Annotated in this window: 11 protein-coding genes; 6 read left to right on the top strand and 5 right to left on the bottom strand. The window is 41.7% G+C overall.

The annotated features are described in order from the left end of the window. The first annotated feature begins 20 nt into the window (after positions 1–20). From FTT99_RS10875 to FTT99_RS10865, 3 genes are all read left to right on the top strand, one after another. A complete protein-coding gene (locus FTT99_RS10875) occupies positions 21–923 on the top strand; it encodes a DMT family transporter (protein WP_180132166.1) in 903 nt (300 codons plus the stop codon). Between the two features lie 231 nt (positions 924–1,154). Further along, positions 1,155–2,096 (top strand): cation diffusion facilitator family transporter, encoded by a 942-nt coding sequence (locus FTT99_RS10870; RefSeq protein ID WP_180034972.1) that lies wholly within the window; start codon positions 1,155–1,157, stop codon positions 2,094–2,096. Between the two features lie 60 nt (positions 2,097–2,156). Next, a complete protein-coding gene (locus FTT99_RS10865; protein ID WP_180078123.1) occupies positions 2,157–3,212 on the top strand; it encodes an MBL fold metallo-hydrolase in 1,056 nt (351 codons plus the stop codon). Between the two features lie 81 nt (positions 3,213–3,293). Here FTT99_RS10865 and FTT99_RS10860 read toward each other — a convergent pair whose 3' ends face one another. Beyond that, positions 3,294–4,814, bottom strand: coding sequence for a catalase (locus FTT99_RS10860; protein WP_111884100.1), 1,521 nt, complete (start codon positions 4,812–4,814; stop codon positions 3,294–3,296). A 1,043-nt stretch (positions 4,815–5,857) separates the two neighbouring features. Between FTT99_RS10860 and FTT99_RS10855 the strand changes: the two genes are divergently transcribed. Beyond that, positions 5,858–6,136: a hypothetical protein gene (locus FTT99_RS10855; protein ID WP_180128305.1), complete on the top strand. Its 279-nt coding sequence runs from the start codon at positions 5,858–5,860 to the stop codon at positions 6,134–6,136. A gap of 596 nt (positions 6,137–6,732) precedes the next feature. Here the strand turns inward: FTT99_RS10855 and FTT99_RS10850 are convergent. Beyond that, entirely contained in the window at positions 6,733–7,341 is a 609-nt protein-coding gene (locus tag FTT99_RS10850) for a TetR/AcrR family transcriptional regulator (protein ID WP_180131726.1), read from the bottom strand. 91 nt (positions 7,342–7,432) lie between these two features. Here FTT99_RS10850 and FTT99_RS10845 point away from each other — a divergent pair, with 91 nt between their 5' ends. Continuing rightward, positions 7,433–9,094: an acyl-CoA dehydrogenase family protein gene (locus FTT99_RS10845; RefSeq protein WP_180066270.1), complete on the top strand. Its 1,662-nt coding sequence runs from the start codon at positions 7,433–7,435 to the stop codon at positions 9,092–9,094. Positions 9,095–9,288: 194 nt separating this feature from the next. Continuing rightward, positions 9,289–9,489 (top strand): hypothetical protein, encoded by a 201-nt coding sequence (locus tag FTT99_RS10840; RefSeq protein ID WP_180042069.1) that lies wholly within the window; start codon positions 9,289–9,291, stop codon positions 9,487–9,489. Positions 9,490–9,511: 22 nt separating this feature from the next. Here the strand turns inward: FTT99_RS10840 and FTT99_RS10835 are convergent, their stop codons facing one another. The 3 genes from FTT99_RS10835 to ptsP form a co-directional block, all read right to left on the bottom strand. Next, positions 9,512–9,673: a hypothetical protein gene (locus FTT99_RS10835; RefSeq protein ID WP_180109040.1), complete on the bottom strand. Its 162-nt coding sequence runs from the start codon at positions 9,671–9,673 to the stop codon at positions 9,512–9,514. 67 nt (positions 9,674–9,740) lie between these two features. After that, positions 9,741–10,169: a hypothetical protein gene (locus FTT99_RS10830; protein ID WP_180161438.1), complete on the bottom strand. Its 429-nt coding sequence runs from the start codon at positions 10,167–10,169 to the stop codon at positions 9,741–9,743. Positions 10,170–10,248: 79 nt separating this feature from the next. Then, complete coding sequence (gene ptsP / locus FTT99_RS10825; protein WP_180005299.1) at positions 10,249–12,546, bottom strand: phosphoenolpyruvate--protein phosphotransferase; 2,298 nt, start codon at positions 12,544–12,546, stop codon at positions 10,249–10,251. Positions 12,547–12,590 lie beyond the last annotated feature (44 nt).

Raw genomic sequence — 12,590 nt, 5'->3', positions numbered from 1 at the left:
CAATCAAATTTGAGAATGAAATGAAATCTTCACTGCCGCTGACGGCAAGTATATATGCTCTTTTGGTACTGATTTGGGCGACGACGCCGCTCGCGATTGTGTGGAGTGTGCAGGAAATACATCCGATGTGGGTGTTGATTATCCGTTACTTCGGCGCATCTATTATTGCGCTGTTTCTGTTGAAATTGATGCGTGATCCTTTGCCGTTTGATGAAACCTCATTAAAAAGTTATGTGGCAGGGAGTTTGAATTTGATTGGCGCACAGTTATTTATTTATCTGGCAGCCAATTATCTCACCTCTGGTTTAATGGCACTGATTTTTGGTTTTTCACCCTTAATTGCCGGTTTGATTGGGCATGTAATTTTAAAAACACATAAATTGGTCGCTTTGCAGTGGTTGGGCATGGCGGTTGCAGTGGGAGGTCTAACTTTTGTCTTTGCAGATTCTGCTGATAGCAAAGTCAATCCAATTGGCGTTGTACTGATGCTAATCAGCATGGTGTCGTATATTAGTTCGATTTTTTGGGTGAAGCAGATTAATGCACCGTTAAAACCGATGTCTCAGGCAACAGGTTCTCTGATTGTTTCTGCCTTGGGTTCGGTACTCATCATTCCTTTTATCTGGCAGCATTTTCCAACCGAATTGCCAAGCGACCGTGCGATGATTGGATTTGTCTTTACCATGATCATGTCATCTATTGTGGCAATGCTGTGTTACTTCTGGCTGATCAAACGTTTGGCGGCATCAACGGTGTCACTCAGTAATGTGATGACACCTGTCATAGCATTGGTTTTGGGAGCGACGTTGAACAGTGAATATATTAGCTCCAATGCCTTTGTTGGAATCGTGGTCGTGATGTTTGGTATTGTGATGTACTTTTGGAAAGAGTGGCGCGAGCAATATTTTAATAAAGTACGTTGAACCGTGTACATCTACAGAATTATACGGAAGCTGCGGCTTCCTTTTTTGTTCTATACCTTTGCGCTAAAGAGCGTGTTTCACATGGAACATGATGGCATTGTCGAAACAATCGACAGTTGGTGTAAAAACAACAAAATAACAAACAACAGCTACAGTCAGTTTGAGTACTATGGAATGAGCTATAAAATCAAATAGATCTGTTTGATAAAAATAAATTTAGGACAATTTTAAATGTCTGAATCTAACAAAATCGTGGTATATGCAGCGCTCTTCGGCAATTTAGCGATTGCACTGGTGAAGTTTGTCGCTGCCTATATCACGAATAGTTCGGCCATGTTGAGTGAAGCTATTCACTCTGTGGTTGATACTTTAAATGAAATCTTACTGCTCTACGGTATGAAAAAATCGCAGCAGCCAGCAAATGCACGCCATCCGTTTGGCTATGGGCGGGAGCTGTATTTTTGGGCTTTTATTGTGGCGTTGATGGTCTTTGCTTTGGGTGCGATCGTGTCGATTTATCAAGGGGTTAGTCATATTTATCATCCCGAAGAAATGCAAAATCCGATGATTAACTATATTGTATTAGGTATTGCGATTTTGTGTGAAGGGACCTCTTGGTTTGTGGCATTGAAAGCATTTCGTAAAATCAAAGGGAAACAGGGCTATTTTGAAGCATTTCGACGCAGTAAAGATCCGACGACATTTACCGTGTTATTTGAAGACTCAGCAGCGCTGATTGGTCTGTTTATTGCCCTGATCGGTATCTATTTATCACACGCGCTGAATATGCCAATGCTTGATGGTCTGGCATCAATTCTAATTGGGGTTGTACTCGCTATTTCAGCAATTTTACTTGCACGTGAGACTAAAGGATTGCTCATGGGAGAAACTGCTGACCCACAATTGAGGCATAATGTCTTGATGGTTGCAGAGCAAGATCCAGCAGTGCATTCTGCCAATGGGGTGTTAACAGAGCAGATGGGTGCACATCAAGTTTTGGCATCTTTGAGTCTTGAATTTAAAGATAATTTAACGTCAGATGATATAGAAGCTTGTGTCAACAGAATTGAAGCACAAATTAAACAGCTTCATCCTGAAATTGTGGCACTCTTTGTCAAGCCTCAATCTCGGAAGGTTTGGCTTGAGCGCATGAAAGGTCGTCTTGATCAATAGGTCTGCGAGGTTAAATACTTTGCAAGGTTTGTCAGCATAGTGAATGAATTTTAAATACACATGAATCAAAAAACTCAATCAGCACAGTTTCAAATCAGAACTAAAAGCTGTATGAAACATACGTGGACGAAGCCTGTATTTGATTATCTGGCAACTGACCATTTTAATGGGGAAAAATTCTTTAATACCCTTCGAAATCCAGATGCGTTTACGCGTAAAGATATGCTGAAATGGATCATGACGCGTAAAAGCGATACATGGAAAGTAGATCGTGAGCAAGAATACCAACAGTTTTTTGCTTCTTCGCGTAGCATTCCGCACAATCGGCCATTGGCTAAAATGGATGATTGGTTGGTTTGGTTTGTCGGACATGCGACGGTTTTGATTCAAATTGGGCCATATAATTTTTTGACCGATCCTGTATGGGCGGAGTATGCAGGCCCACGTCAAGGGACTGGACCACGACGTGCTTGTCCTGCAGGAATTGCCTTAGAAGAATTACCTACAATTCATGGGGTTTTACTGAGCCATAATCATTATGATCATATGGATTTAGCAACCTTGAATTGGTTACATGAACAATTTGCTATGCCGATTTATACTGGTTTAGGCAATGCTTATTATTTACCCACACATTTCAATGTCATTGAACTTGATTGGTGGCAATCAGAAATGTTTGAAGATTTGCGTATCGTTTATACGCCTGCACAGCATGGTTCAGGTCGTGGTTGGCGAGATCAAAATCATGCCTTATGGGGAGGTTTTTCCATCGTGCATAGTACAGGACATTTCTTCTTTGCTGGAGATACGGGCTATGCCGCACATTTCAAACAAATCCATACACGCTTAGGTGCACCCCGAGTAGCGTTATTACCGATTGGAGCTTATGAGCCACGTCGTTTAATGAAATATTTGCACATGAATCCCGAAGAAGCTTTTCAGGCGCATAAAGATTTACAGTCAAAATGTTCATTGGCAATGCATTATCGGACTTTTCAGTTGACTGATGAAGCTAGAGACCAACCAGAACATGACTTACATCATGCAATGCGAAAAACATCAAAGTTAATGAATCCATTTTTAACCATGCATGAAGGCAAAAAATTGATTGTTTAAGGATTAATAGAAGGTAATTGGAATATTTAATGCCAAGAAAAAACCACCTTAAAAGGTGGTTTTTTTATTCAAAGATAAAACTTAAAGCAAGCCAGGATTACCTTGAGCTGGATCAGTTGCACGAGCAGCTTGCGCATCCGCTACAGTTAAGCCTAATGCTTTTGCAACACCTTCACCATAAGCTGGATCACATGCGTAACAGTTACGGATATGACGATATTTGATGAAGTCGAGTGCATCGCCCATTGCGCCAGCAGTGTTATTAAACAATGCTTGTTTTTGTTCATCATTCATTAAGTTGAATAATGCACGTGGTTGACTGAAATAGTCGCTGTCATCTTCGCGGTAATCCCACAAGTCAGCATCACCAGTAATTTTCAATGGTGGTTCTTTGTATTGTGGTTGCTCTTGCCATTGGCTGAAGCTGTTTGGTTCATAATGCGGTGTTGCACCATAGTTACCATCCATACGGCCTTGACCATCACGACGGTTGGAATGAACAGGGCAACGTGGTGCATTTACAGGAATTTGGTAATGGTTTACACCCACGCGATAACGTGCAGCATCAGCATAGTTGAATAAACGCGCTTGCAGCATACGGTCAGGTGAGAAGCTAATGCCCGGCACCAAGTTACTTGGTGCAAAAGCGGCTTGTTCAACATCTTGGAAATAGTTTTCAGGGTTACGGTTGAGTTCGAATTCACCCACTTCAATCAACGGATAGTCGCCTTTAGGCCATACTTTGGTTAAATCAAATGGGTGATAAGGTACTTTTTCTGCATCAAGTTCAGGCATGATTTGAACGTACATTTTCCATTTTGGAAAATCGCCGCGTTCAATTGCATTGAACAGATCGGTTTGTGAGCTTTCACGGTCTTTGGCAATAATCGCTTCAGCTTCAGCATCGGTTAAGTTTTTGATGCCTTGTTGAGTGCGCATGTGGAATTTAACCCAGAAGCGTTCATTATTGGCATTAATAAAACTGAAAGTATGACTGCCAAAACCATGCATATGACGGTAACCATCTGGAATACCGCGGTCAGACATCACAATCGTAACTTGGTGTAGAGCTTCAGGTAGTAAAGTCCAAAAATCCCAGTTATTTGTTGCACTACGCTTATTGGTTTTAGGATCGCGTTTTACTGCTTTGTTTAAGTCAGGGAATTTACGAGCATCACGTAGGAAGAAGACAGGGGTGTTATTACCAACTAAATCCCAGTTACCTTCTTCAGTATAGAATTTAAGGGCAAAACCACGAATATCGCGTTCTGCATCTGCAGCACCACGCTCACCCGCTACGGTAGAGAAACGAGCAAAAAGTTCAGTTTTTTTACCAACTTCTGAGAAAATTTTAGCGCGGGTATATTGGGTAATATCGTTAGTCACGGTAAACGTACCGAAAGCACCAGAACCTTTGGCATGCATACGACGCTCTGGAATTACTTCACGAACGAAATTACCGAGTTTTTCATTAAGCCATAGGTCTTGGGCAAGCAAAGGACCACGTGCACCTGCCGTCATACTGTTCTGATTATCTACAACAGGAGCACCAGCATCAGTTGTTAGGTGGGTGACAGGACATTTTTTAACGTCGTCGCTCATTGAGTATCTCCATTATTATAATCATGTATGAAAGTTGGGAGTTATAACCTTTCAATTGATAACACGCTCAACAGCACATGACCTTAACCGTTTTGTTAATTCATTTTAAAGTGACAATGTGACAACAGTTTTTCTCTCATTCTAAAATTTTTCAAGCAGCAATCAATCGAAGATAAGTCATAAAACTGTAGCCGTTAAAAGCTTAAAAATCTTTATATACTTATTGACTCTAAAGCTTTCTGTGGCTTTTGACAAATGGAAAAATAGTTTTGAATAAATGGTTAATTCGATGAATCAAGTTATTGAATTTATATTATTTATTTATATATTTTGTTTTAATATTTTATCGATGAATTAAACTCAAATATATCGCTATGATAGGTAGAACAGGACGAAATATTTAAACCCATAATTTTATTATGGATTTCAGTTTTCAGATATTTTTTTTTGGCAGATTATAGTTAATGAAAGACTTTTTTATGTTGTTAATATTGGAGAGCTTTTTTAACATTAAAAACATTATTTAATACTTAAAATAAGCTAAAAATACAGCTGAAGAAATATTGGCAAGTGGTCTAAGTTGTTTTAGAAAATTGTAAATAAATTTTTTATGGGGTGATGCTAGTTGGCACACCTATCTTTATTGTTGTCAGGTCAGCTGTTGTCACTCCAGCTTGAATCGATTCCTACATCATATCAACATACTAGGCAACCTTACGTGATCGCATATCGTAGTTGAGGGGGTTAATGGCGAACCCATTTTGACCTCGGGATATATTTTACGCCCAAAAGGATAAGCACTTAAACAAGACTGGACCGTATTGGCATGAGCACATGGCACGACTGTGTGGCTGATACAAGTGCTCCTTCAAGTGATTATACAATGGGCCTGTATATAGTTTGCAACTAGTCATAGATGGTGCAATCGACAGTTGTTTGAGGCATGGCTATGTAGTGGTTGCAACAGATTATAAGGACTGGGTAAGCCAAAACTGCACCCTCATATGAATGTAGTCAGTTAAGTTTATAATTTGGTGCATTCTGTGCGTGCATTGCATTCTTGGAAGCCGAGGCAATTTAGTAAAGACTGGATGCTGATGGGGCGTAGTCAAGGTGGTGCAGCTGCTATTGCGGTTGCAGCTCAGGAGCAAAAAGATGCGCTTGAATTGAATCTTAAAGCTGCAATACCCTTGGCACCGGGTGGTTATCAATATGAATGTATTGCTGAATACGTAGAAACCAATCCAAATCCAGATACCAATGTAGCGGCATTTTTCCCCAGCGTGTTGTTGGGAGCAGCCGAAGCAGATCGATCAATGTAGATCAACAGGTTAGTCCAGATATGCAGTCTTTACTATATCAGGCCCGTAAACGTTGTCTATCAGAAATAAAAAATTTGTTAAAACAAGCACCTCAGTCAATCTTTTAAAAAATTCAGACTTAAGGCCATCCCTAAGCTATTTAAAATGGCAGTCGATTGAATATAAGACCCTAACCGTAACACTGATGTTTGTTTAAGGCGCCGCAGACCATTTGTAGATCACCTTGGTACTCAAAGTTATTACCAGAAAGTGTGCAAATAAAAAATTGCCAGCAGTTTATCAGGCGATCCCAAATGGCTATCATCGGGGGGCATTAGGCCATAGTCCAAAATATACGGCTGAATTTTTAAAGAGCTTACAACTGGCCAGCATTCCAAAGGCGTATAAATGAGATAAGTAAGCTGGCAATAAAAGCTTAACTTCTAAAGCACTTTTATTGAAGGATGAACCAAGTGATGAATGATTTTCTTCTACCGTAAAAATGAATTTCCTAAATATCTAAAATAACTGGTTTAAGAGCCGGTTTTTTTGTAAATAACATGACTTTATTTTATTCACCGATGCATTTGAAACGTCATTAGACTTGTCCGCGAAGTCTAATCGCGCAACATATGAATTATATCTCGCTTTAATTCATCCCATTCAGTAAAGTTGGGTACGATCAACAAGCTTTGCGACACAAAGCCATAACACACTCTTTGTATATTTAAAGCCATTGGCTTGAGCTTTTCCTCGTTATTTATAAAAGGCTTAAGCATGTGTTGCCACATTTGCACCATCATGACATAACTTTTACGGTAACTTTCAATATCTGAAATCTGCCGTTCCAATAAAAACACCTGTGACCATAAAAACTGCTGCGCTTGAATTTGCTCAATTTGGAAGTGGATGATTTGCTTTAAATACTCTTGAAGATCCAAATCTGTGGATAACTTCATCAGCGATTGTGCATAAGTTTTCATCTGTTCGGCATTGTGCTTCACATGTAAATGAATGGTTAGCGCAATCAAATCTTCCTTCTTGGAAAAATATTCATAAAATGTCCCTAAGCCAACGCCTGCAAGGTCGGTAATTTCACGAATGGTAATTTTGTCGGCAGGGCGCTCATGCAAAAGCCGAACAAAACTTTCCTGCAATGCCTCTTGCGTGAGCTTTGCACGTGATTGACGCGGCTTACGCCGTATCTGAATGGCTGAATTCTTCATATTGTTAAGCGCTGAAAACCGAACGTCTATGCTTTAAATTTTCTCTATACTGAAATGAAAAGCAAACAAGAACAAGTGGAAAATATAGACGATGAATACATTAGAACAGCCATGGATGACGCATCAAATCAGTAACCAATTTGATGAACTAGAAAACTACAATCTATTTTCAAGCGATACGGTTTTACATGAAATCTTAAAACGCTGCAGCAGCCATGATCAGCCGACTTTATGCGAAATGGGCAAAGTGGCAGGTTCGAGTGAATACTTTCAGCATGGGGCTTTAGCCAACAAACATACCCCAATTTTACATGCCTTCGATGCGCGAGGCCGCCGTACTGACTTTATCGAGTTTCATCCTTCATGGCATAAATGGATGGGACTCAACCGCCAGTTTGATACCCATGCACATCCATTTAATCAGCCAAATTCCAAGACAAAATGGGTGGAGTGGGCAGCACGTTTTTATTTAGCAGGTCAGGTCGAGTGCGGCAATTTATGTCCAAATTCAATGACACTCGGCAGTATTCCACTCATTCAGCGTGAACCTGAACTGTGGGCCAAAATTGGAGAGAAACTACTATCGACTGAATATGATGAACGCGATGTACCGATTGCGCAGAAAATGTCGATTTGGCTCGGTATGGGCATGACTGAAAAGCAGGGCGGTTCGGATGTACGTGCTAATGAAACTATAGCTGTGCCTGTGGCAGAAACAGGACGAGGCAAAGCTTATTTACTCACGGGGCATAAATGGTTTTTCTCTGCACCGATGTGTGATGCGCATTTGGTGGTGGCAAAAACCGAACAAGATGGCTTGGCTTGTTTCTTTGTGCCACGTTGGTTGGAAGATGGCACGAAGAATAATATTCAGGTGCAACGCCTAAAAGAAAAAGTCGGTAACCGCAGTAATTCAAGCTCGGAAGTCGAATTCAAAAATGCGTGGGGCATTATGATTGGTGAGGCAGGGCGTGGCATTCCAACCATTATTGAAATGGCGAATTATACCCGTCTGACCTGTTCGGTCGGTTCGAGCGCCATGCTGCGTCAAGCTTTGGTGCAATGCATTGCCTATACCCGTCAGCGTCAGGCTTTTGGTAAACATTTGATTGAACAACCCTTAATGCGTGCAGTTTTGGCAGATTTGGCTTTAGAGAGTGAAGCAGCGACGCAGCTCAGTTTCCATTTGGCGCAGTGCTATGAATCAGATGATGCCTTGTCTGTGGCATGGAAACGCATTATGACCCCAGCAGCTAAGTTTTGGATTTGTAAACGTGCAGTCGAACTAACTGGTGAGATGATGGAAGTTTTTGGCGGCAATGGCTATGTTGATAACGGCATCATGGCGCGCATTTTTAAAGAAGCACCTGTGAATACCATTTGGGAAGGTTCAGGCAATGTTATGTGCCTAGATGTGCTGCGCGCGATTGGGCGTGATCCTAAATCTATTGAGGTGCTGTTTAAAGATTTGGCCAGTACAGCAAGTACAGATGAAAGCTTGCAAACAGAATTGCAGGACTTGTTCAGGTTGTTCCATCAATCGCCTGAAGATTTACAATTTATGGGGCGCAGTTTGGTCAGTCGTTTAACGGTACTTGCACAAGCGGTGTTATTGAAACGCTATGCGCCTGATTATGTAGCAAATGGTTTTATTCAAAGCCGTTATAGTGCGAAACATGGGCAAGTGGTGGGGATGTTGGATGCCAAAATGGTCGATGTAGAGCGTTTGTTGGAACGGGCTTTCGCAAGTTAAATACAATGTATTTCCCTCTCTTAATGGGAGAGGGTTTTGGAGATGGGAATAATGTGGGAAAACAATTTTTTATGGACATGGGACTAACTACGCTGTATCAAAAAGCCATAGGAAAGTGCTTGAAAAAATCTAAAAATAGACCAATATATGCACTACAGCACGAGGGTGCTGTATAGGCAAAAAGGTGAATGTAAATGGCAAAGAAAAAAGTCCTGCCTGAAGTTGAAGTTCGCAACTTTGTGGCAAAACACATGAATGATTTTAACAAAAGCCAAACTTTTGTAGATCGAAAGAAAAATGCAAAACGTGGCTATGCAAAGCACAAAAAAGGGGGATATTCGAATGATTATCTCCCTTTTTATTTCAGTGTGTTTTCTCAGTTTGTAGTCTACTAAACGATTCGGCTTCAGCATCTGCTTAAACAAAGTTCACATCATATTCCATACGTTTTACTGTTCGCTTCGCAATCTCTAGGCCATGCAATTTGGCCACAATATAAAGAGATGCATTGATTCCCGAAGAAATCCCCGCATCATCTAAGACTTCAACTTCGTTGAATAATAAGATACCGACGTTCATTCAGATAGTTCCATGCGGTATTTAAAGGATTGGATTTGAATTGAAATGTAAAGCCTTAAAACAGAGCTTATTTTGAAAATAAGTCTTCAAACATTTTGTTGAATGTGGATTTTTGTTGTGGTCTAGACGCTGTGCTTTGATGTTTTGAGGCGTCATTAGGTTGTTGGAGTACGTGTTCCATTTGACTGGTCAATTGCTCAAACCAAGTGGAGTCAGTATGTTGCATGTGATTTAGCTGTTTGACGCGCTGTGCAGCCAGTACCGATGGATCATTTTTCCCTAAGCGGCGCTGCTGTGACGCAGTAATTTCTATACCGAGTAAGGGGGGAATAAGAGAGCGGCTGACCGGAGCTTTGGATTTTGTTGGCTTGGTTGGGCGTATATTGACTTGTTGTGCTTGGGACGGTCTAGGTCGAGTTGAGGATGCTTTTTCAATCGGTGTATCGTGTTGCAGCTCTAACATTTTTTGTTTGAGTTGCGGATGGATCTTTGTCATATAAAAGGCAATGGCGACAAAAGCCAGAAAAAATAAAAAATCCATCATCACCTCATTTTATTATTTTACATGAGTGTTCTTAAGCACTCACGATTCGGGTTGCCGATTTCACCATATCACCAAGACCATGAGTCTTGAAGTAGTACTCCATCATGCTTTTCACCATCAGTGGATTATTCATGCTCAAAGCACGATCCAAGAGCTCTTTTGCATCTGGCATCGGCACATGGCAGATGGCTTTACGGACTTTGAGGATATTACTCGAACTCATCGATAGGGTATTAAAGCCCATCGCCATCAGTAAAATAGCTGTGAGTGGATCACCGGCCATTTCTCCACAAATACTAATCGGCTTGTCGTATTTATGACATTCTTGCACCAAGCGAGTCAGCGCACGAAGTACGGCTGGGTGTGAGTGTGAATAGACATTGGCAACTCGTGGGTTATTTCGGTCAACCGCAAGTAAGTATTGGGTTAAATCGTTAGATCCGACCGAGAAGAAGTCAACCAATTCAGCAAACTCATCGATCTGTAACAGCACACTCGGCACTTCGACCATGATGCCGATTTTGGGTTTGGTAATTTTCACCTGTTCTTCTTCTTGCACCGCTTGCCAGTCACGATCGAGCAAATACAACGCTTCTTCGACTTCGCTGACACTGGTCACCATCGGCAGCAATATATGCAAGTTGTTCAGGCCAATACTGGCTTTGAGCATGGCACGAATTTGGGCTGAAAAAATCTCAGGATGATCGAGAGTAAAGCGAATTCCACGCCAACCCAGTGCTGAGTTTTCTTCTTCAATCGAGAAATAAGGAAGGTCTTTATCTGCACCAATATCGAGGGTACGCATCACCACTGGTTTATTGGCAAAATGACTGAGCTGTTGACGATAAATAGCGCGCTGTTCTTCTTCACCGGGGAAGCGATCACGCAGCATAAATGGAATTTCAGAACGGTATAGACCGACACCTTTGGCGCCACGTTGTACACCGCGAACCACATCGATCATCAAGCCAGTATTTACAAACAATCGAACCGCAACACCGTCAGGGGTGATGGCATCTTTGGTTTCGTATTGCTTCAGATCTTTAGCAATTTGCTCTTCTTCTTTTTGAATCTCTTTATAACGTGTGCGTAAACGACGAGGTGGATTGATGAATACACGACCTTGATGTGCATCGACAATCATTTCGACATCATCGAGGGTATTAATTGGTAGTTCAGTCACACCGACTACGGTTGGAATACCGAGGGCACGTGCCACAATCACCATGTGTGAGTTCATGGCACCTTCAGTGGTTACAATCGCCGCGATTTTATCGACAGGGAGTTCAACCAAGGCAGCCGTAGAAATTTCCTCACCAATTAAAATGCTTTCATCGGTGATTTCACGGTGACTGGCATCTGCTTCTTGCAAAAAGGCCAAGATACGACGCCCTAGATCTTTTAAGTCTGAAACACGTTCGCGGAGATAGTCATCTTCCATCTGTGCAAACAGCGCAATGTGTTTATCAATAACAATGCGTACCGAACCTTGTGCCCAGTTACCGTCACGAATTTCACTTTTGATTTCCGCGGGAAGGGCATTGGCATCGAGCATCCGTAAAAACACGCTAAATAATGCGCGTTCTTCGGCCATAAGGGCATCTTGCATCTTTTCATCGAGGGACAGAATTTCTTGACGAACTGCGTCTATGGCATTGTCGAGTAATTCGAGTTCTTCACTGATGTCATCGGCTTCACGATCAGGGACTGAAGCCAAGTCAGCAGGTGGATATAAGATGACTGCACGACCTAGAGCAATGCCGCCTGAACCTGAAATGCCTTGGAAGGTTTTATAGGCTGGGAGGTTGTTCGGTTTACGAAAGACTTCGATATTCCCGACGGCATGTGCATGGGCAATCACCCCTGAAAGCTGAGCGCATAGGGTCACGAGGAAGGATTCGGCAGCTTCGCTAAAGTCTTGAGGTTCTTTGTTTTGAACCACCAAGACACCCATAACTTTACGGCGATACATCACCGGAACACCCAGGAAGGAATTGTAAATTTCTTCCCCCGTTTCTGGCAGATACATAAAGCGTTCATGCTTCGGTGCGTTATCAAGGTTGACGATTTCTTCACGTTGTCCCACTAAGCCAACCAAACCTTCACTGGTATGCAAAGAGACATGCCCAACGGCTTCAGGGTTTAAACCCTTAGAAGCCATCAGTAAATAACGATGGTTTCGTTCATCAAGCAAGTAGATTGAGCAGACATCCACATGCATGGCTTCTGCCACTTGATTGACCATTATGTCTAAAGATTCATGCAAACTGGCTGACGCATTAATCTCTTGGACTATGCGTCTTAATGTATCCAGCTGCATGTTCGACATCGTGTCTGCTCCAAAATTTATTCTGCTTTATTTATAACAACACT

It is taken from the genome of Acinetobacter sp. YH12040 (assembly GCF_013420005.1).
Classification (GTDB): Bacteria; Pseudomonadota; Gammaproteobacteria; order Pseudomonadales; family Moraxellaceae; genus Acinetobacter; species Acinetobacter amyesii.
This window is presented reverse-complemented; position numbering and strand designations above follow the sequence as displayed.

Bases quoted from the DNA above. Each gene is read 5' to 3' on its own strand.
- FTT99_RS10875 (WP_180132166.1), top strand. From the start codon at position 21: ATGAAATCTTCACTGCCGCTGACGGCAAGTATATATGCTCTTTTGGTA.
- FTT99_RS10870 (WP_180034972.1), top strand. From the start codon at position 1,155: ATGTCTGAATCTAACAAAATCGTGGTATATGCAGCGCTCTTCGGCAAT.
- FTT99_RS10865 (WP_180078123.1), top strand. From the start codon at position 2,157: ATGAATCAAAAAACTCAATCAGCACAGTTTCAAATCAGAACTAAAAGC.
- FTT99_RS10860 (WP_111884100.1), bottom strand. From the start codon at position 4,814: ATGAGCGACGACGTTAAAAAATGTCCTGTCACCCACCTAACAACTGAT.
- FTT99_RS10850 (WP_180131726.1), bottom strand. From the start codon at position 7,341: ATGAAGAATTCAGCCATTCAGATACGGCGTAAGCCGCGTCAATCACGT.
- FTT99_RS10845 (WP_180066270.1), top strand. From the start codon at position 7,433: ATGAATACATTAGAACAGCCATGGATGACGCATCAAATCAGTAACCAA.
- FTT99_RS10840 (WP_180042069.1), top strand. From the start codon at position 9,289: ATGGCAAAGAAAAAAGTCCTGCCTGAAGTTGAAGTTCGCAACTTTGTG.
- FTT99_RS10835 (WP_180109040.1), bottom strand. From the start codon at position 9,673: ATGAACGTCGGTATCTTATTATTCAACGAAGTTGAAGTCTTAGATGAT.
- FTT99_RS10830 (WP_180161438.1), bottom strand. From the start codon at position 10,169: ATGACAAAGATCCATCCGCAACTCAAACAAAAAATGTTAGAGCTGCAA.
- ptsP (WP_180005299.1), bottom strand. From the start codon at position 12,546: ATGTCGAACATGCAGCTGGATACATTAAGACGCATAGTCCAAGAGATT.